The 19,607-nt window shown below is 33.3% G+C and carries 19 protein-coding genes and 1 pseudogene; 11 read left to right on the forward strand and 9 right to left on the reverse strand.

Features of this window, described 5'->3' with window-relative positions; all coding sequences use genetic code 11:
- Positions 1 to 53: 53 nt before the first annotated feature.
- From AAC069_RS12715 to tgt, 8 genes are all read right to left on the reverse strand, one after another.
- Positions 54 to 713 (reverse strand): hypothetical protein, encoded by a 660-nt coding sequence (locus AAC069_RS12715; protein ID WP_339920839.1) that lies wholly within the window; start codon positions 711 to 713, stop codon positions 54 to 56.
- Between the two features lie 13 nt (positions 714 to 726).
- Complete coding sequence (locus AAC069_RS12720) at positions 727 to 1,104, reverse strand: hypothetical protein (RefSeq protein WP_339920840.1); 378 nt, start codon at positions 1,102 to 1,104, stop codon at positions 727 to 729.
- A gap of 183 nt (positions 1,105 to 1,287) precedes the next feature.
- Positions 1,288 to 2,832, reverse strand: coding sequence for a replicative DNA helicase (gene dnaB, locus AAC069_RS12725; RefSeq protein ID WP_091092710.1), 1,545 nt, complete (start codon positions 2,830 to 2,832; stop codon positions 1,288 to 1,290).
- A 139-nt stretch (positions 2,833 to 2,971) separates the two neighbouring features.
- Positions 2,972 to 3,925 (reverse strand): acetyl-CoA carboxylase carboxyltransferase subunit alpha, encoded by a 954-nt coding sequence (locus AAC069_RS12730; protein WP_339920841.1) that lies wholly within the window; start codon positions 3,923 to 3,925, stop codon positions 2,972 to 2,974.
- A 258-nt stretch (positions 3,926 to 4,183) separates the two neighbouring features.
- Complete coding sequence (locus tag AAC069_RS12735) at positions 4,184 to 4,774, reverse strand: dual specificity protein phosphatase family protein (protein ID WP_339920842.1); 591 nt, start codon at positions 4,772 to 4,774, stop codon at positions 4,184 to 4,186.
- 220 nt (positions 4,775 to 4,994) lie between these two features.
- Positions 4,995 to 5,918, reverse strand: a complete 924-nt coding sequence (locus AAC069_RS12740) for a DMT family transporter (protein ID WP_339920843.1) — start codon at positions 5,916 to 5,918, stop codon at positions 4,995 to 4,997.
- Positions 5,905 to 6,993 (reverse strand): LptF/LptG family permease, encoded by a 1,089-nt coding sequence (locus AAC069_RS12745; protein ID WP_339920844.1) that lies wholly within the window; start codon positions 6,991 to 6,993, stop codon positions 5,905 to 5,907. Before AAC069_RS12745 ends, AAC069_RS12740 begins: the two co-directional genes overlap by 14 nt.
- Before the next feature lie 104 nt (positions 6,994 to 7,097).
- Positions 7,098 to 8,228 carry a tRNA guanosine(34) transglycosylase Tgt gene (gene tgt / locus AAC069_RS12750; protein WP_339920845.1) on the reverse strand — a complete coding sequence of 377 codons (1,131 nt, stop codon included), beginning with the start codon at positions 8,226 to 8,228 and terminating at the stop codon, positions 7,098 to 7,100.
- 491 nt (positions 8,229 to 8,719) lie between these two features.
- Between tgt and AAC069_RS12755 the strand changes: the two genes are divergently transcribed.
- From AAC069_RS12755 to blaOXA, 9 genes and pseudogenes are all read left to right on the forward strand, one after another.
- Entirely contained in the window at positions 8,720 to 9,697 is a 978-nt protein-coding gene (locus AAC069_RS12755) for a DUF6624 domain-containing protein (RefSeq protein WP_339920846.1), read from the forward strand.
- A 213-nt stretch (positions 9,698 to 9,910) separates the two neighbouring features.
- A complete protein-coding gene (locus AAC069_RS12760; RefSeq protein WP_339920847.1) occupies positions 9,911 to 10,396 on the forward strand; it encodes a hypothetical protein in 486 nt (161 codons plus the stop codon).
- 159 nt (positions 10,397 to 10,555) lie between these two features.
- Positions 10,556 to 11,281, forward strand: a complete 726-nt coding sequence (locus AAC069_RS12765) for a hypothetical protein (RefSeq protein WP_339920848.1) — start codon at positions 10,556 to 10,558, stop codon at positions 11,279 to 11,281.
- Positions 11,282 to 11,567: 286 nt separating this feature from the next.
- A complete protein-coding gene (locus AAC069_RS12770; RefSeq protein ID WP_339920849.1) occupies positions 11,568 to 11,978 on the forward strand; it encodes a hypothetical protein in 411 nt (136 codons plus the stop codon).
- 170 nt (positions 11,979 to 12,148) lie between these two features.
- Positions 12,149 to 13,210 (forward strand): two-component regulator propeller domain-containing protein, encoded by a 1,062-nt coding sequence (locus AAC069_RS12775; protein ID WP_339920850.1) that lies wholly within the window; start codon positions 12,149 to 12,151, stop codon positions 13,208 to 13,210.
- 162 nt (positions 13,211 to 13,372) lie between these two features.
- Positions 13,373 to 14,194: an alpha/beta hydrolase-fold protein gene (locus tag AAC069_RS12780; protein ID WP_339920851.1), complete on the forward strand. Its 822-nt coding sequence runs from the start codon at positions 13,373 to 13,375 to the stop codon at positions 14,192 to 14,194.
- Positions 14,195 to 14,422: 228 nt separating this feature from the next.
- Positions 14,423 to 14,890 carry a hypothetical protein gene (locus tag AAC069_RS12785; protein WP_339920852.1) on the forward strand — a complete coding sequence of 156 codons (468 nt, stop codon included), beginning with the start codon at positions 14,423 to 14,425 and terminating at the stop codon, positions 14,888 to 14,890.
- Between the two features lie 116 nt (positions 14,891 to 15,006).
- Positions 15,007 to 16,173 (forward strand): ATP-grasp domain-containing protein, encoded by a 1,167-nt coding sequence (locus tag AAC069_RS12790; RefSeq protein ID WP_339920853.1) that lies wholly within the window; start codon positions 15,007 to 15,009, stop codon positions 16,171 to 16,173.
- 194 nt (positions 16,174 to 16,367) lie between these two features.
- Positions 16,368 to 17,182: pseudogene (blaOXA, locus tag AAC069_RS12795) on the forward strand (class D beta-lactamase).
- 46 nt (positions 17,183 to 17,228) lie between these two features.
- Here blaOXA and AAC069_RS12800 read toward each other — a convergent pair.
- On the reverse strand, positions 17,229 to 17,540 hold the full coding sequence (locus AAC069_RS12800; protein WP_339920854.1) for a helix-turn-helix domain-containing protein: 312 nt from the start codon (positions 17,538 to 17,540) through the stop codon (positions 17,229 to 17,231).
- 120 nt (positions 17,541 to 17,660) lie between these two features.
- Here AAC069_RS12800 and AAC069_RS12805 point away from each other — a divergent pair, with 120 nt between their 5' ends.
- The gene (locus tag AAC069_RS12805) at positions 17,661 to 18,173 is read left to right on the forward strand and encodes a VOC family protein (protein WP_339920855.1); all 513 of its coding nucleotides are present in this window, start codon (positions 17,661 to 17,663) and stop codon (positions 18,171 to 18,173) included.
- A 49-nt stretch (positions 18,174 to 18,222) separates the two neighbouring features.
- Positions 18,223 to 19,308, forward strand: coding sequence for an L-dopachrome tautomerase-related protein (locus AAC069_RS12810; RefSeq protein ID WP_339920856.1), 1,086 nt, complete (start codon positions 18,223 to 18,225; stop codon positions 19,306 to 19,308).
- Positions 19,309 to 19,607 lie beyond the last annotated feature (299 nt).

Genomic DNA, 19,607 nt, shown 5'->3' on the forward strand with positions numbered 1-19,607 from the left:
AAGCAACCCATTCCTTACAAATAAATAACAAAATTCGTTATCTACTCCTTCCTTCAAGAAACTGGTTCTGTTGCATCTATATCTGATGAGATTGCTGTTTTATAAAAGCTCACCTTCCACTCATAAAGGATAAATAAATGATATAAAATCACCAGGAAAGCATTAATAGTCCATGGGAAGAAATGATATTTATCGCCTAACATTTCCATTAAATTGCCTACTAAAAAAAGAACTGTACTACTGAACAAATAAAATATTATCCCAATGGTTGCATGGTAGAATTCTTTTTTTTCTGACAACATATTATACAAATGTATAACAGCTAAAATTACTATAAGAAAAGAGGTAACAACAATTTCAAGTTTATTAAACTTAAAAAAAGCAGCTGGATCAATTAAATACTGAATACCAATTACTGTAAGTCCACCTAGAAGAAGACTATTAGCCATTTTTTTTTGCCAGTCTAATTTGTAAATGGATTTATAAAAAAGATTCAAACATATAAATTGACCTACAAAATAAAAATGGGATAAAAACAGATTATCGCCATACAGTTCAGTACAGATATGAGCTATAACCTGAACAGTAATTATTAAAAAAAGATAATAAGTAAAAATTTTATAGGGTTTGCTGTTTTTATAAAAACGCATCACATATAAAATAAAATTAAGAAACAGTAAAACATAGCTTATATTTACAAATGTAGTATACATATAACCCTACAATTTACTGATTTAATGGACTTGTGTCATCACCTTTATTTGGAGGACTAGGCTCTGTAAAATCGTAAACAATACCTTCCTCAGCACTATTTAATCCAAGTTCATTTGGTCCAAAGACATCTCGATAAACCTGTGCTGCTTCGTCCCATTCTGCACCTACAAATAACAAAGTCTTTTGCTTTTTATCATTGATCCCTATATATGCTCTAACCGCTGTAGTTTCAAGCTCCAAAACCATCTCTAGAGTTTCTCTTAAAATTACAAAAGAGTTTACCTTTTTCTTACTCTCTTCTATCGTTGTATCCTCTCGATAGTTTTTCGTCCATACTTCTGCTTCTTTTACAGGCACAATAATATCTTGTTGGAAATTTTTTTCTGACATATATTTATAATTTACTGATGAATAAATAGTTAAACTTGATTAATAGGAGAGCTAAACTACTAAAATAAATTTAAAGAAATAGGAACTTAATTACACTAACATCAAAAAATTAGTAACAATTATAAAGAAATTCAGCTATATAAGGTATTAAAAAAGCCTATAAAAATAGGCTTGTGATATTTTCTAAAAAGGCATGTCACTGTCGTCGTCGTCGTCATTCAGGTTACTCCCGAATGCTTCGTGTGCCGAAGGTAAATTTTTAGTTATAAAGGGATTATCATCGTCATTCATAGAAGAAGGTAAATCATCATAATTACCACTATGATCTTCTAAGTTATCAAACTTACCTAAATGTCCAATGAACTTCAAACGAACGTTTTCAATACTACCATTACGGTGCTTAGCAATCATTATCTCTGCCTGCCCTGCAGTAGGAGAAGCTTCATCATCATCCCATTCGTCAATTTTATAATATTCCGGACGGTATAAAAACGATACAATATCGGCATCTTGCTCAATCGCACCCGATTCACGAAGGTCAGAAAGTAAAGGTCTTTTACTAGATCCACGGGTTTCAACCGCACGCGATAGCTGTGAAAGCGCTATTACGGGAACATTAAGTTCTTTTGCTAATGCTTTTAAGTTTCGGGAAATTGTTGATATTTCCTGCTCTCTGTTTCCACCACCTTTACCATTTCCTCCGGCAGTCATTAATTGCAAGTAATCCACAATAATGATTCGGATTCCATGTTGTGACACCAAACGTCTCGCTTTAGCTCTTAAATCAAAAATAGACAGTGAAGGAGTATCATCAATAAACAAAGGAGCTTTCTCTAAGTTTTTAACCTTAGTACTCAATTGTTCCCATTCGTGCTTTTCTAATTTACCAGTACGCAATTTCTCTGAAGACAATCCAGTTTCAGATGAAATCAAACGCGTAATTAATTGTACAGATGCCATCTCTAATGAAAACAAGGCAACTGGCATTCCATAATCAATAGCCATATTCCTTGCCATTGACAATACAAACGCAGTCTTACCCATCGCCGGTCTAGCTGCGATAATAATTAAATCACTAGGCTGCCAACCTGAAGTAATTTTATCTAACTTTTCAAATCCTGTGGCTACACCACTTAAACCTTCTTGTCCTGCAATTTCTTCAATTCGTTTTTTAGCCTGTAGTACTAAACTTTGAGCAGTTTCAGAACTTCGTTTTATATTTCCTTGAGTAACTTCATAGAGCTTCGATTCCGCTCTGTCCAATAAATCAAAAACATCCGTACTCTCATCATAGGATTCTTCGATTATTTCCGAAGAAATCCGTATTAAACTACGTTGAATGAATTTTTGAAGAATAATTCTAGAGTGAAACTCGATATGTGCTGATGAGGATATCTTTTGCGTAAGCTGGATTAAATAAAAATCACCACCCGCTAAATCTAACTTCGCATTTTTCTTTAACTGTGCTGATACCGTCAGTAAATCGATAGGCTGTGTTTCCGTAAACAACTGAACGATTGCCTCAAAAATATGTTTGTGAGCATCTTTATAAAAAGCATCAGGAGATAGAATATCAATAACATCATCTACTCCTTTTTTATCAATCATCATAGCCCCAAGAACGGCTTCTTCCAACTCTAAAACCTGTGGAGGCAGTTTCCCTTTTTCCAAGTTTATAATTGTTGTTTTGTCGACCTTAACGGGGTTTATATTCCTGAAGTTTTCCATGTAGCGAAAGTAACAAAAAATTAAAAAATATTCCTGTTGACTTATTACAAATAATTGTTTATAACTAACTGATTTTTGTTTATAACCAAAAAAAAATCCGAAACTGTTGGGCTTCGGATTTTTTTAAATTTGTAAGATTTTACTCTTTGTATTCACCCATTTTACTGTATTTATCCATTCTCTGAGCGATTAAGTCTTTTGTTGATAAGTCTTTAAGTTCATTAAATCCTTTCATGATATATTCTTCCACAGTTGTAAAAGTTGTTTCTCTATCGTAGTGAGCTCCTCCTAATGGTTCTGGTATAATATCGTCAATTAATTTTTGCCTTTTCATGTCTGAAGAAGTCAATTTTAATGCTTCGGCAGCAATTTCTTTATACTCCCAGCTTTTCCATAAAATAGAAGAACAAGATTCTGGAGAAATTACAGAATACCAAGTGTTTTCAAGCATATAAACGCGATCTCCCACTCCTATTCCTAATGCACCACCTGAAGCTCCTTCACCAACAATAACAGTGATAATAGGCACCTTAAGGCGAACCATTTCAAATATATTTCTAGCGATTGCTTCTCCTTGTCCGCGTTCTTCCGCTTCAAGTCCTGGATAAGCACCCGGAGTATCTATAAGTGTCAGAACAGGTATACCGAATTTCTCTGCCATTTTCATTAAACGCAAAGCTTTTCTATATCCTTCCGGATTTGCCATCCCAAAGTTTCTGTATTGACGAGTCTTTGTGTTATACCCTTTTTGTTGACCAACAATCATAAAAGACTGACCGCCAATTTTTCCCAAACCACCAATCATCGCTTTATCATCTTTAAAGCCTCTGTCTCCGTGAAGTTCCAGAAAAGTATCACCGCAAAGTGCTCTTACATGATCTAATGTATACGGCCTGTTTGGATGTCTCGACAATTGTACACGTTGCCATGCTGTCAAATTTTTATAAATAGTCTTTTTGGTATCTATTAGCTTCTTATTGATTTGCTTACAAGTATTTGTAACATCAACATCTGATTCTTTACCAATAACGATACATTTTTCTAACTGATCTTCTAGTTCTTTTATTGGAAGCTCAAAATCTAAATATTCCATAGGATTTGTGCGTTTTTGTTTTTTATTTGGAACTGCAAATATAAAATTTTAAATCGTTTGCTGTCGTTTATTTTTTATTTTACTCCTAAAAGGCATTTTAAAACCTTAATTTAACCCTTAAATTCTTTGTAAAACCTGGAGTTCTCATTGATTTAAAAGTGAGACCAAAATACAAATAAATCTAATTTACCCTTCTATAAGAATGACTTTTTTAGAAATATTTAAATACAGGTTTAAAACTCAACTCTTTAGTTTATGTCATTGTTTTCCAGTGGCTAATTCCATCCTTGACTTATATGCCTTTAGGTATTCACCTTTAGGAGTTCCGTCATCAAAAGAACTAAATTTCACTAACGTTCTCACTCCTTGACGTGCTGCTTCATTAGTAAAGCCTTCATATTCGATTCGGTACAAAGCAGAGTACAACTCAGCCCTTCCTGTACCATGATAACAATGAATCAGCACCGGATAATTGGCCTTATTGTCCATTATTTCCGCAAAGACTTCGATGTTTTTATCGTTTGGAACCTGTTCTGATGGATTACTAAAATAATTTACCCCTTTGATTTTTGCAACAGCATTTTTTTCGGCTTGGATTTCTCCAATTTTTTCAGGATTTAAAGCCAGATCATTCGTTCCCGGCATCCGCAAATCTACAATAGATTTAATATGATATTTCTTGACATAGCTTTCAATTTCATCAGGAGGAATAACTCCTGATTTATAAACCTTCCCTTCCGTGATGGTCTCAAAATTATGATTGATATTCATGTCGTAAACATATTTACCCATGAATACTAAGAGAAGCGCTAGCAGCGAGAAACCAATTATTTTCTTGTTCTTTTTCATTTATGAATTGCAAAGTAGCAATTGTAAATCTAGTGAAATTTAACTACTTCGCCTACTGCTATTTATCAAGGAGTCAATCTGCGTAATCTTAAATAAAAACTTTACCGCTTTATTCGACCGCGATCCTCTTTATGATAAAATCAAATCGATTTTCTTAGGTTCGAAGCCGATATACTTCCTCCAGAAAAAGCATAGAAAATCATCTGAAAATTAGTCAAACTTATATCAAGTCAGCAGGACTGGCATCCTCAATAGATGCTGCCGACTTTTTCCCTGCCTTGTGTTTAATTATCCCGTTTAAGATTACGGTAATAATGATAATTATAGCACCTACATAAAAGGAAACGCTCATTTTTTCTTTTCCACCAATGATGAAATAGGCTAAAATAATTCCATACACTGGTTCTAGGTTTGTAGTCAACATCACCGTATACGGACTCAGTTTTTCCATTACTTTCACAGAGGCTGTAAAAGCATAAGCCGTACATATTGATGCTAAAATCAGCATCAAGACCCAGTTGTTAAAGCTCAGTACAAAGAACTCCGCAGTAAATTTATTTTGGTATAAAAAATAAATAGATATAAAAAAGACACCTGCAATAAACTCATAAAAAGAGATTACGGTAGCATCATGATTTCTAATTAATTTTCCATTCATGAGGGTAAACAAAACCCCTAAAATAATGGAAACTAAAGCATACAACATTCCGTTTAGGTAATTTACTTCTACTTTCATGATCATACCTAATCCAGCTATTATTATGAGTCCAAAGAATACTTCGTACCACAACACCTTTCGACCATAAAAAAGCGGCTCTAACAAAGAAGCAAAAAAAGCACCCAATGAAAAAACAGAAAGCGTTATGGAAACATTAGAAACATGAATGGCATGAAAAAAAGTAATCCAGTGCATCGCAATCAGGAATCCCACGAAGATTAATTTCAAAAAGGAGTTTAATGGAATTCGGAAGGGTTTTTTCTTAAAAAGGATAAAGACGAATAAGAACACCGCTGCTAAGAGCATGCGATACCAAACAATGGCATCGGCAGTAATTGTAATTAAAGCGCCTAAAATAGCTGTAAAACCCCAAATAAATACAATTAGATGAAGGCTGATGTAACTTTTTAATTTATCGTTTTGCATTGCGTAGTAAAAAAATCGCTAATATTCCGAAAATAACGTTGGGAAACCACACGGCCAATAGTGGAGAAAAAGTAGATTTCTCAGCTAACGTACCAAATATTTTATCAAAAAACACATAGCCAAAAGCAATCGCGATACCAATGGTCAAGTTCATCCCCATTCCTCCCCTTCTTTTCTTATATGAAACAGAAACGGCGATTATCGTTAATATAAATGCCGAAACAGGTACGCTGTACTTTTTATATAAAACCACTAAGTAGATATTGATATTAGAAGAACCCCGCTTTCTTTCTTTATCAATAAATTGATACAGCTTATCTAAACTCAAGGTTTCTGCAATATAAATTACCGGAGTCAAATCTTCGAGATCAAAACTGAATTTGGTTTTTTTCTCTGGCATTTTTTCAATCTTATCGCCTAGTAGGCCTACCGTTCTTTTAGTGTAATCGTACATGGTGTATGTACTATCCTCTGGATTCCATTTTATTCTGCTGGCAGTAACCTTAGAAACCAGTTTTTCTTTATCAAATTTCTCTAGGGCAAAATTAAACGCCACTTTCGATTGTGCGTTAAAACTGTTTACATAGAGAAACTCATTGTCGTTAATTTGTCGGTACACATCGGTATTGTCACCGCGCATCTGCTCCTGACCTCCACCTTTTAGATACGTATATCTAAAGTTATTAAATCCTTCACTTGATGCCGGAACTACATAGAATCCCATAATCAAAACAAAAACTGAAATAAGCGAAGCCCCAAAAATATAAGGTCTCAAAAAACGGGTGAACGAGATTCCCGAACTTAAAATCGCAATAATCTCCGTATTATTAGCCAGTTTTGAGGTAAACCAAATAATCGATAAAAACAGAAATATTGGGAATAAAGAATTGGCAAAATAGATTGTAAAATGATAATAATAGATTGCAATATCTAAAATGGGCACCTTGTTTTCAATCATCTTATTCACCTTCTCTGATACATCAATAACAATCCCGATAGGAATAAACATAAACAACATAGCCCCAAAAGTGGCCAGGTATCTTTTCAGAATATATTTATCAATTATTGAAAGCATTTTAAAAAGTTTAAGGTTTACGGTTTAAAAGTTTAAGGTTTAGAACAGTTGCAAAATCACGCTAGGAGTTTTAAACTTTAAACTTAAAAACTTTAAACATTTTTTTATAATCTCTGGCTCATATTCTTCACCATCATTTCTTTCCAAGTTCTAAAATCGCCAGCTAAGATATGTTTTCTGGCCTCACGAACCAACCACATATAAAACCCAAGATTATGGATCGTAGCAATTTGTTTTCCTAAGTATTCATTAGCGGCAAACAAGTGACGCAAATACGCTTTAGTATACTCTGTATCCACATACGTGATTGCCATTTCATCAATAGGAGAAAAATCATCAGCCCATTTTTTATTTTTAATGTTAATCGTACCGTTAGCCGTAAACAACATTCCGTTTCTAGCATTACGTGTAGGCATCACACAGTCAAACATATCCACTCCTAAAGCTATATTTTCTAAAATATTTATCGGAGTTCCCACGCCCATCAAGTAACGGGGTTTGTCTTCTGGTAAAATTTCACAAACGATCTCGGTCATGGCATACATCTCTTCTGCAGGTTCCCCTACTGAAAGTCCGCCAATTGCGTTTCCTACTTGGTTTGAATTAGCAATATATTCAGCTGATTGTTGACGCAAATCTTTATAACAACTTCCCTGTACAATAGGAAAAAAGGCTTGTTCATAACCATATTTTACAGGCACTTTATCTAAATGGTCCACACAACGGTCTAACCAGCGGTGTGTCATTTTCATCGAGCGCTGTGCATAACGGTAATCACAAGGATAAGGCGTACATTCATCAAATGCCATGATAATATCGGCACCTATGGTACGCTGAATTTCCATCACATTCTCTGGAGTAAAAAAGTGGAACGAACCGTCAATATGCGATTTGAACTTTACTCCTTCTTCTTTTATTTTTCTATTTGCCGAGAGCGAATACACTTGGTATCCACCAGAATCCGTCAAAATATTACGGTCCCAATTCATAAATTTATGCAAACCACCGGCTTTCTCCAGGATCTCCATTTGTGGGCGCAAATATAAATGGTAAGTGTTTCCCAGGATAATATCTGGGTTTATATCTTCTTTCAATTCCCTTTGGTGCACCCCTTTTACAGAGGCTACGGTACCAACAGGCATAAAAATAGGTGTCTCTATAACACCGTGATCAGTAGTAATGCTTCCCGCTCTGGCTTTCGTCTGCGGATCTTTTTGTAATAAATCAAACTTCATAGTAACGTTTTTCTCCCGACCATTCGGGAGCGCAAAGATAGGTTAATTCGACAATTTGAAAATTAGATAATTACAAAAATTAATTAAGATTTAGGATTTCCTGCTAAAAAGGGATTGTTAAAGTCCTAAATTACTATTTATCGTTCTAGAATCATTTGGGCGTGCCCTTCGTGATTGCTTCCTCGTTCCTCTTCGCAATTTCACTCCGGTCGGGCTATACGCTACAATCTTTCTCGTCTCGTTTTAAGAACGAGACGATAAAGGATTTCCACTGCTATCCCTCACGCAAAAAAATATAATTCTATAATAACCAGTTCAAAAAAACAAATCTATACTATAAATAAGTAATAGTTTTATTACGTAATTTGATTATGTTTGTTAGCGTAATCCATTATCCTGTAGTTGACAAAGGATGAGAATCTAAATGAAAACTAGCTTTTCATTATAAACGAGGACAAATAAGCAAAGACACATACATTAAAAAAAAACAAATGAAAAAAACAACACTTCTTGTAATTATTGGTCTTCTACTGTTCAATACCTCTTTTGGTCAAGACAAAGAAAAATACGCCTCTTTAATCAACGAGGCTTGGAAACTATATAAGACAAAAGAGTACTTACAATCAGCTGAAAAATATTCAGAAGCGTTTGCTGTTTTCGAAAACAAAGAGCAAACATCTGATAGGTATAATGCCGCCTGTTCTTGGGCATTAGCAAATAAAATTGATTCCTCTTTTTCACAACTATTTATAATCGCCAGAAACGGTACTTATGTCAACCTGGGACATATTTCAACCGATACTGATTTAGACGTACTTCACTCTGACAAGAGATGGAATAAAATAATTAAGTTAGTCACAAAAAACAAAGAAAAGGCAGAAGAAAACTTAGACAAACCCCTTGTTGCTGTTTTAGATACAATCTATCAGGAAGACCAAAAATACAGACAACAAACTGATGCAATAGAGAAAAAATACGGTTGGGAATCAAAAGAAATGAAAGACCATAGGAAAATCATACACGAGAAAGATTCAATAAATTTGACAAAAGTAAAAGCAATACTTGACAAACAGGGTTGGTTAGGCACTGACATAGTTGGTGGACAAGGGAACTCAACTTTATTTCTCGTAATTCAACATTCTGACCAAGCAACACAAGAAAAGTATTTGCCAATGATGCGAGAAGCTGTAAAAAATCGTAAAGCACAAGGTAGTAGTTTAGCACTTCTTGAAGACAGAGTCGCCTTAGGACAAGGCAAGCGACAAATTTACGGAAGCCAAGTTAGCCGTGACAAAGACACCAAAGAATATTTCGTTTTACCTCTTGAAGATGCCATTAATGTCGATAAGAGACGGGCCGAGGTTGGGCTTGGAAAACTCCAAGACTACATTTCAAATTGGGGAATGACATGGAGCGCCGAAGAGTACATAAAGAAACTACCTGAAATTGAAGCCAAAGTAAAAAAATAATTCTCCGTTTTACATGTAGAGTTTAGATTATCGCCAGAGCGGCTACCTGTAGAAGAACATTTCGTTCGACGCAGACGATTAAAACTAAAACTCCATTTGATGATTTGCGATAAAAATATTAATTATATATTTGAAATAAATACGCTACTGTGTAGCGAGTCTATACAAGGTGGCAGCAAGTTGGCCAAACAGAATTCAAATTGATAATCTAAAATGAAAAGAATTATTTGTCTACTGATATTTTTGACTTTAACTAGTTGCAGATATTTCAATGTGAGTCCAGTAAACGGAATTACCACAAAAAATATTACAGAAAAACCTACTCAGACAGAAATGTGTGGAATTTGGGACGTTGATAAATTTAGCTACGACTTAATTGAACGAAAAGGTTACGAAAAGAAAAAAATTGTGCTGAATTTAAAGAAAAATGGCACTTTTGAAATATCAAACCTGCCGAATTTTATAAATGTATTTGACCAAACCACAGAAAAGTATGTTAATACTAGCGGAACTTGGAAAATCGGAAAAGATTTTAATGGAGAAAATTGGGTTTTAGAAATGAGTTTTAATAAAAGTAACTTATATGAAAACGGAATGTCAATTTCATACGATTTATACTTTCAAGACGACGGAATTATAATTTGGAATTTTATTGGAGACCCAGATTCTGGAGAAAGATTTTTATATAAGAAAAAATAAAACCAGCTGCCAACACCATTTTTGCCGTATTTAGGACTGTAGTGGAATTACCGTTTCGCTTCACTTTTTCGTTAAGCCGAAAATTGAGCGGTTACGAATTTCCAGCCATTTCAAAGTGGCGAAACGTTGGCAGTAATTTTTAAAAACCGAAATGCAAAAATGAAATATATCTTTGTTTTAACTATAATCTTCCTTGTTTCTTGTTCAACTAAACAAAATAAAAACGGAAATAATTATACCCTTCAAGCAATTGACAACTCTAAAACTATTGACACAACAATTCAAAAAACAGAAATAATTGAAACTTTTGTTGATAGTACAAATATTGGAGTAAGAGGAGAATCTAAAATTGAGATTATTAAACACAGGGTTTTTGAAGATATATACGTAATTGTAAAATTTTTCACAAAAAGACGAAATCAGTGGTTTATCCAAAACACATACTTATATGAAAGTACAGATTTAATTAGCCTTGACCCTAACATAAGTGATTTTAATAATGACAAACTAAATGATATTACTTTTATTTCAGCACGTGCCGCAAGAATGGCAAATGAAGTTAGAATACTATTTATTTATGATGAACAAGAACGCGAACTCATTTCAATTATTAATTCTCAAGACTATCCAAATATGCTTTATAATAAAGAGTTGGACTGTATTGACGCTTTTCTAGTTTACGGTGGAAGTTCAACAGTTTTTACAAGAATTAAAAAAGATAGCCTTGTAGAGTTTGCAAGTGTCAACAATAGTAATTACAGAACCGTTTATGAAAAAGACAAAAATGGAAAAGAAATATTATTACAAAAAGATACTATTATAGATGGTGAAGGTGTTTATGTACGATATCTAAATTATAAACCTTTAAAACCGTATAAAGAATAAAACTACTGCCAACAGCTATTTTGACCTAGCTAAAGTTTAGTGGAATTATCGTTTCGCCTCAAGTTTTCGTTAAGCCGAAAACTGAGCGGTTACGAATTTCCAGCGATCTCAAAGTGGCATAACGTTAGTGGTTACCAAATCAAAAACACACAAACAACAACAACAACAACAACAACAACAACAACAACAACAACAACAACAACAACAATTTATGTGGATTCTTAGCATTTTCTTTATATTGGCAATTTTTACTTTGTGTTTGACTCTAATTATTGGAATTATACTTTTGGCAAGTGGAAAATTTAAACAAAAAGATAAACTATCAAATTTAGGATTGAAAATTTTATCAATTCCAATTATAGTTGTTGTAGCTTTATTTATTTATACAATTGGTTTTGAAATTTTAACAACTAAACCAAATTTGGAAGAATTGGCAGGAAAATACGTTTCAAGTGAAAATTATAAATTGAAACTTTTAAGCAATGGAAACTTCTCAATGGATAATATTCCCGAAATTGATTTATGTAAAAACGGAAAATTTCGTTTTGATGAAGAAGATGATGAAATTTGGTTTAATTGCGATAGTATTTCAAGCTCAGCAAAAATTAATAGAGGAATTGGAGATTATAAAATTGAATTTATAATTGGAGACCCTGACAGCGGTGAAAGCGTCTATTTTGAAAAAATTAAAGACTAAATAAGCTCGGCAACCACTAACAGCTACCACAACGGATTTGGGTATTTAGCTTAATGAGAGTTTGGTTTTGTACTTGGGACGATTGGGCAAATCCGAAAATAGGGCTTAATTTAGTCCCAAACCCGCTTTAGTGGCTGGACGTTGTGCGTCATATTAAAAAACAGACCTGAATGAACAAATTATTTAGAATGTTATATCTGCTTATTTTATTATCTCTGAACTTTTCTTGTGTTGAAAAGAAACCAACCGAAAAGGGAATTAATAAATCTGAAAATGTAAGCACTTCAAAAACCGACACCTTAAAATTCACTTCTGGAATCCGCGCTATCTTTCAAGACAGTAAAGGCAATTATTGGTTTGGAAGTCATCAGGAAGGAGTTAGCTATTATGATGGTAAAACATTTCAATATTTCAACAATACTAATGGTTTACTCGACAATCAAATCCGTTCCATAGAAGAAGATAAAAACGGTACTATCTGGCTTGGAACTGCAAACGGGGTGAATAGTTATAATGGGAAAAAGTTTACTACTTATGCAACTTCAACAAACAACCAAAAATTGGAATGGAACAAAACCAGTGGCGATTTATGGTTCAATGCGGGCGAAAAAGACGGAGTAAATCGTTTTGATGGGAAAAAGACGAACTACTTAATTTTTCCAAAACCCAAAAATAAAAATACTAATAATTCATTCGGGGTAACCGATTTATCAAAAGATAAAAACGGTACTGTTTGGATAGCCACTTATGGCGCGTTATTTAGTTATGATGGCAAAATGATAACTATTTTTGACCATGAAAAATTAAAACTTAAAGCCAATGAGAATTTGCACATAAGAAGTGTATTAGCAGATTCCAAAGGACGAATTTGGATAGGAAATAATGGAATTGGAGTTTTACTAATAGAGCATGATAAAACAATACATTTTTCAGAGATAAACGGACTCATTCAAAAGAATAGTAGTAAAAATGGAAATCTATCACCAGCCGGGACAATGGAACACGTTTTTGCAATTGAAGAAGATTCAGAAGGGAATATTTGGTTTGGGGATAGAGATACAGGAGCTTGGAGATATGACGGCAAAACTGTAATAAACTACACTATCAATAAGAAACTTTCGACCCCAATGATTTGGTCCATATATAAAGACAACAGTAACAATTTGCTTTTTGGAATGGCAGAAGGTGGAGTTTATAAATTTAACGGAAAATATTTTGATAAAACGTTTTGATAAGAACTACGAAGGCACAAGACACGTTTTTCCTCACTTTTTCGTTAAGCTGAAAACTGAGCGGTTACGAATTTCCAGCGATCTCAAAGTGGCAAAACGTTATGCATCAGCTCAAAATGACACTCTAAGACGAATATTTACAAATTTTTAAACACAAAAAATATGAAATTAATTTATTTCAACTTACTTCTTATACTTGCGACACTTAGCAGTTGTTCAAATATTAAACTACCAAATGACCCAGTGCCAACTCACGATGAATTCACAATAGAATCAAAACAGGTTGGAGAGACAAGAAATATTAATGTTTGGACACCACCAGAATATAAAACAAGTACAGACTGTTTGCCAGTTATGTATATGGCAGATGGAGGAATAATAGACGAAGATTTTCCTCATATTGCAAATACACTTGCAGAACTTATAAAAGCAAAAAAAATACCACCAATGATTTTAGTAGGTATTGCAAATACACAACGTAGAAGAGATTTATCAGGTCCAACAGAAATTGCTAAAGACAAAGAAATTGCACCAATTGTTGGTGGTTCTGAAAAATTCAGAGCTTTTATTAAAGAAGAGCTTTTCCCTGAAATTAGTAAACGATATAGAACAACTTCTGAAAAAAGTATTATAGGAGAATCATTGTCAGGTCTATTTGTTGTAGAGACTTTTTTTCTGACACCTGATATGTTTGACAATTATATAGCATTTGACCCTTCAATTTGGTGGAATAATCACTACTTAGTAAGAACAGCAAAGGAACATTTAGCAATTTTTCCTAAAACTGAGAAAAGAATTTGGTTCGCAGGTTCAAGTGCAGAAGACATTTCACAATATACAAACAGCTTAGCTGAAATTTTTAAGACAGAAAATCAACCAAATATAAAATGGAATTATTCACCCGAACCAAAAGAAAAACACAACACAATTTTTAGAGCAACTAAAGAGAAAGCTATAATTTGGACATTAAACAAAACAGAATAAAAGCCGAACGCACAACTGCTATTTTGGTATAGTGTTTGCTTTAGTGGAATTTCCGTTTTAATTCGTATTTTCGTTTAGCCGAAAATACTCCTTTTTAAAACCCCAAAACACGGCAAAGCGATTGAACGTTCTCGCCAATGCTAAAAAAAAACGAAGAGTCATTTAATAAGAATAAATATCAATATGGACAGCAGGGATAAGATAGCGCATGACCTCATTAAAGAAATAATGGAACCAAAACAAGAATTCCATTACATAAATTCTTTAAAAGATACTGACGACAAGACACGTGAACAACTGACGCAAGAATTAGTCAATGCTTATAAAGTGATTTTTACTCAAAATGAAGAAAAAGGAAAGCGAGTAGCCGAGTTAATTATTGCTAATTTGGAATTGGATTTTCAAAGCGAAGAGAAAAAGAAACGGGCAGCCGAATTAGTAATTGCTAATATAGAACTTGCCTTTCAAAGCGAGGAGAAAGCAAAACGTGCGGCTGAATTGATAATAGCTAATAAAGAGCTAACGTATCAAAACGAAGAAAAAGAAAAACGGATTGAAGAATTAGCCAAAATAAAAAATAAATTGGAACAATTAATTGATCAATATAAGGACAGAGAACGAGATATAGTTGGATTTAAGAAGGAAATAAATGAGTTCTTTTTAAAGGCTGGCGACGAATCAAAATATATTATTTAATTCGTAATGCTACGTTGTAGCTTGACAATGAAACCAGTTTGACAAGAGAAATAAAAGCACATGGTTTTAACAAAGGCTATATGATTTACATTACAAACAAAAAATAACTAAATAGTATGTTTTTAATAGACAAACCATTTGTTTCAGACTTTCTAATTGATACAATCAGAAACAATAATTTTAAAATAATTGCGACCAAAGTAGCCAAAGAATTAGTACAAGATGATTCGTTGCAATGGATCGAGGAAGAGGAAGCGATCGCCTTACTAAAAAAGAATCTACAAATTTCTATTTATAGCAATTCAGAGAACGCTCTTGCCTGGATCGATCAAAACTATGGAGAGAGTGAATTATCAAGTCAATTAAAAGTTTTAAAAAATAAAGTAAAGTTTAGAGAACTTATTAAAGGGCTATTTCCCGACTTTTATTTCAAACAAATAAGCATTGACGAAATCCAACGATTGACTGCTGATGAAATCCGTTTCCCGTTTGTAATTAAACCTGCTGTTGGCTTCTTTAGTATAGGGGTTCATATTGTGGAAAATGAAAAAGACTGGATAAAAGCTAAAAGTCAATTACAACCAGAAAAACTCAAAAGTATATTTCCTGAAAATGTATTAAACACAAGCTATTTTATTATCGAGGAATTTATTCAAGGAGAAGAGTACGCAATCGATTATTATTACGACAACAATGGAGATGCTGTTTTGTTAAACGTTTTACATCACCTTTTTTCATCTGGCACAGATACAAGTGATAGGGTTTATTCAACATCAAAAGAGATAATTGAAAAGTATAAAGTTGAACTTGAACATTTTTTAAGTAAAATTGGTAAAGAGTTGAATTTAAAAAATTTCCCTGCTCATGCAGAAGTACGAATAGATAAAAACGGAAAAATAATTCCTATTGAAATAAACCCATTACGATTCGGTGGCTTTTGTACTACTGCTGATCTTTTAGGAGTAACTGCAGGGTTTAATGAATACAAATGCTTTTTTGAAAACAAAAAACCGGACTGGGATACTATATTTAAAGGAAAAGAGACTAAAATATTTAGTGTCGTTATTTTGGATAATAATTCGGGAATAATCCCTTCGGATATTTTAAGATTTAACTATTCAGATCTTGCTAAAGATTTTGAAAAACCTGTCTTAATTAGAGAATTAGATATAAATAAATATCCTGTATTTGGATTTGCTTTTATTGAAAGTGCTGCCAATAATAAAAAGGAATTAAGTGATATTCTGACCTCTGATTTAAGAAAATATATAGTATCGAAATAATGAGGATTATAAGGCTTAAAAAACGTCCTCTAACTCTGATTTTAATCTACGCGGACTGACGTACAAGCTTAAAGTTTTGTGTTTTTAATGACCGTTACAAATAAATTAAAACTTGATGCTTCAAAACCCGCGTTAATTCAAAGACAGAAAACATTTTGCGGTATCTTCAAGATAGCAAAACCTGAAATGAAAACATGAAAAAAATATTTCTCCTTCTTAATTTAATATTATTTGTAAATTTAGTGGAAGTTGCCAAAATCAAAAATCAAAGGAAATTCTACAACCTGAATTTTCGGTTATTTTAGATAGTTTAAAAGTAAAAGGCTCCATTTTAATTTATGCTGTAAATAACAAAACGTATTATTCTAATGATTTTTCATGGGCGAAAACTGGAATAATTCCAGCATCAACTTTCAAAATTCCAAATTCAATTATTGCGTTAGAAACTGGAATAGTCAAAAGTGATTCTACCCTTTTTAAATGGAATGGGGAAAAACGTCGCTTTAAAAAATGGGAAGAAGATTTATCGTTCAAAAAAGCATTTCAAGTTTCTTGCGTTCCTTGCTATCAAGAAATAGCAAGAAAAGTGGGGGTAAAAAGAATGAAAACCTATTTAAAAAAATTGAATTATCCCGGAATGGTTTTCGACACTTTAACAATCGACAATTTTTGGCTGCAAGGGAAATCTAAAATTTCTCAAATGCAACAAATTGATTTTTTAGAACGATTATATTTTTCACAATTACCTATTACAAAAAGGACAGAAAATATAATGAAAGACATAATGCAGATTGAGAAAACGGAAAATTATCTTTTAAGCGGAAAATCAGGTTGGGGCATGAGAAATGATTTAAATAATGGTTGGTTAGTTGGCTATTTAGAAACAAATAATTCTGTTTATTTTTTCGCTACAAACGTAGAAAAACAAGAAACCAATATGGATGAATTCCCAGTCATTCGACTAAATTCAACGAAAGAAGCATTTAAAAAATTAAAGTTGATTGAATAAAATTATGGAGGTCCAAGAGCCATAGCTTTCGCACAACCTCCTTAAACTATTTTGGGCCATCTTCAATACCCCAAGCATCCAAGCTTCGCAGAATAGCTTCTAGCGATCTTCCTCTCTCGCTTAATTTGTATTCTACTTTTGGAGGAACCACCGGAAAAACCTTTCTAGAAATAAGGCCATCCTTTTCTAATTCCCTGACGGTTTGGGTAAACATTTTATTTGAAATACCGGAGATCTGCTTTTGCAGCAATCCGGAACGCAAACCTCCATCCAATAGATGAAATAAAATCAAAGGTTTCCATTTAGTCCCTATTAAACTCATTGTATAATTAAGTGGACAATAATTTTTTTCGCTCATTTTAAATTATAATCTATTGATAATATATATTTTACTCTTTTAGGTAACTATAGCACTTAATGGTTAGTTCTTGCTATTTATGCAAATATAGCCTAATTTTGCAATCAAATACTATAACATATGACAACAAATACAAATTACCCAAAATCATTTTCACATATAGGGATTACAGTTCCAAATATAAAAGAGGCAGTTAAATTCTACTCCGAAGTAATGGGCTGGTACATTATTATGGAACCCTCTACAGTAAAGAAAGAAAAAGAAACGGCTATTGGCCAAATGTGTATTGACGTTTTTGGTGAAGATTGGGAAGAATTTGAAATTGCACATTTAGCAACTTCAGATGGTATAGGAATCGAATTATTCTCTTTCCCTCACGGAGTCAAAGAAGCACCAGAATTCAATCCTTTCAATACGGGACTTTTTCATTTTTGTGTACAAGATCCAAACATTGAAGACCTCATCGAAAAAATTGTATCTTACGGTGGTAAACAAAGAATGCCCATTAGAGAATATTATCCAAAAGACAAACCATTCAAAATGTGTTACGTAGAAGATCCTTTTGGAATTGTTTTCGAAATATACACACACAGTTATGAACTAACTTATTCTTCGGGAGCATACACAAAATAAAAACAAAAAGTCCAATAGAATCTATTGGACTTTTTTAAATTTAACTAAAATGAAAAAAAGCCTTTACCTACTCTGTCTTTCTATAATGGTTGTTTCTTGCAAAGAAGCGACGAACAAGAAAATAGAAACTGAAGTTTCAAAACAAGCTGACGGTCTTACCGCACAAGTACAGCAAGTTGCTGAATTTGTAGGACAGCAAGTTACAGGTGTTACCGTGAGCACCGCAGGACGAATTTTCGTAAACTTCCCTCGATGGAGAAAAGGGGTTGACAATTCAGTTGTTGAAATTACCAAAAACAATCAGCAAATAGCCTTTCCTAATAAAGAATGGAATTCCTGGGAAATTGGTAACACGGTTGAAGATCATAAGTTTATCGGTGTACAATCTGTCGTTGCTTTCGAAAACATGCTTTATATATTAGACACACGTAGTCCTCTATTTGGTGCCGTTCTCGACGCACCCCGACTTTTTGTTTTTAATCTAAGTGATAACAAATTAGAAAAAACCTATCTCTTACAAAAAGGCAGTTACTACCCTAATTCTTACATTAACGATTTACGGGTAGACAAAAAACATAACAAAATCTATTGTACTGATTCTGGTAGAGCGGGTTTAATTGTAATTGACATGACCACTGGATTAACTACTAGAGTCTTAGACAATCATTTCTCTACAAAAGCAGAGCAAGCCTATTTGACTTTTGGCGACAAAAAATGGGAGAATACGATTAATTCTGACGGAATTGCATTAGATACAAAAAATGACCTACTCTACTATCATGCTCTAACGGGTTATAGTTTATATTCAGTATCCACCAAAGTATTAGCCAATGGAACTAATAAAGAAGTAGAAAAATCAGTGAAATTAGTTGCCAAAACATCGGCTCCAGATGGAATGATACTTGATGAAAATGGCACTTTATATTTTGCTGATTTAGAAAACAACAAAATTATGTATCGAAAACAAGATGGTAGCATTCACACATTAGTTGAAGGCGAAAAAATTAGATGGGCCGATACCTTTAGTATCTATAACAACTACTTGTATTTCACAAATTCCAAGATTAATGAAGTTACAGCCGATATTTCAAACATGACTTTTACTTTAAATAAAATAGAATTGCCTAAAAATTAAAAGCGTTCGCTGTTACGAACCCTACAATAAACAATTTTAAAGAATACCTTATAAAAAGAACCCCGTTTCAAGCAATTGAAACGGGGTTTGTTTTTTACTTTAAACTAGTATTCTTCAATATTAGCTAAATTTATTTACAGCCTGGGATGATTCTCTAATGCACAACCAAAGGAGAATCACAAAACAATCAGTGATTAGCTTAGACTTAACCTTAATAAAGCAAATATAGAGTGACTATTACTGTGTACGAAAATTCATTATATTTGATTTAAATTAACTATCATGACAAGTGAAAAACG

Source organism: uncultured Flavobacterium sp. (assembly GCF_963974175.1).
GTDB lineage: Bacteria > Bacteroidota > Bacteroidia > Flavobacteriales > Flavobacteriaceae > Flavobacterium.

Bases quoted from the DNA above. Each gene is read 5' to 3' on its own strand.
- AAC069_RS12715 (WP_339920839.1), bottom strand. From the start codon at position 713: ATGTATACTACATTTGTAAATATAAGCTATGTTTTACTGTTTCTTAAT.
- AAC069_RS12720 (WP_339920840.1), bottom strand. From the start codon at position 1,104: ATGTCAGAAAAAAATTTCCAACAAGATATTATTGTGCCTGTAAAAGAA.
- dnaB (WP_091092710.1), bottom strand. From the start codon at position 2,832: ATGGAAAACTTCAGGAATATAAACCCCGTTAAGGTCGACAAAACAACA.
- AAC069_RS12730 (WP_339920841.1), bottom strand. From the start codon at position 3,925: ATGGAATATTTAGATTTTGAGCTTCCAATAAAAGAACTAGAAGATCAG.
- AAC069_RS12735 (WP_339920842.1), bottom strand. From the start codon at position 4,774: ATGAAAAAGAACAAGAAAATAATTGGTTTCTCGCTGCTAGCGCTTCTC.
- AAC069_RS12740 (WP_339920843.1), bottom strand. From the start codon at position 5,918: ATGCAAAACGATAAATTAAAAAGTTACATCAGCCTTCATCTAATTGTA.
- AAC069_RS12745 (WP_339920844.1), bottom strand. From the start codon at position 6,993: ATGCTTTCAATAATTGATAAATATATTCTGAAAAGATACCTGGCCACT.
- tgt (WP_339920845.1), bottom strand. From the start codon at position 8,228: ATGAAGTTTGATTTATTACAAAAAGATCCGCAGACGAAAGCCAGAGCG.
- AAC069_RS12755 (WP_339920846.1), top strand. From the start codon at position 8,720: ATGAAAAAAACAACACTTCTTGTAATTATTGGTCTTCTACTGTTCAAT.
- AAC069_RS12760 (WP_339920847.1), top strand. From the start codon at position 9,911: ATGAAAAGAATTATTTGTCTACTGATATTTTTGACTTTAACTAGTTGC.
- AAC069_RS12765 (WP_339920848.1), top strand. From the start codon at position 10,556: ATGAAATATATCTTTGTTTTAACTATAATCTTCCTTGTTTCTTGTTCA.
- AAC069_RS12775 (WP_339920850.1), top strand. From the start codon at position 12,149: ATGAACAAATTATTTAGAATGTTATATCTGCTTATTTTATTATCTCTG.
- AAC069_RS12780 (WP_339920851.1), top strand. From the start codon at position 13,373: ATGAAATTAATTTATTTCAACTTACTTCTTATACTTGCGACACTTAGC.
- AAC069_RS12785 (WP_339920852.1), top strand. From the start codon at position 14,423: ATGGAACCAAAACAAGAATTCCATTACATAAATTCTTTAAAAGATACT.
- AAC069_RS12790 (WP_339920853.1), top strand. From the start codon at position 15,007: ATGTTTTTAATAGACAAACCATTTGTTTCAGACTTTCTAATTGATACA.
- AAC069_RS12800 (WP_339920854.1), bottom strand. From the start codon at position 17,540: ATGAGCGAAAAAAATTATTGTCCACTTAATTATACAATGAGTTTAATA.
- AAC069_RS12805 (WP_339920855.1), top strand. From the start codon at position 17,661: ATGACAACAAATACAAATTACCCAAAATCATTTTCACATATAGGGATT.
- AAC069_RS12810 (WP_339920856.1), top strand. From the start codon at position 18,223: ATGAAAAAAAGCCTTTACCTACTCTGTCTTTCTATAATGGTTGTTTCT.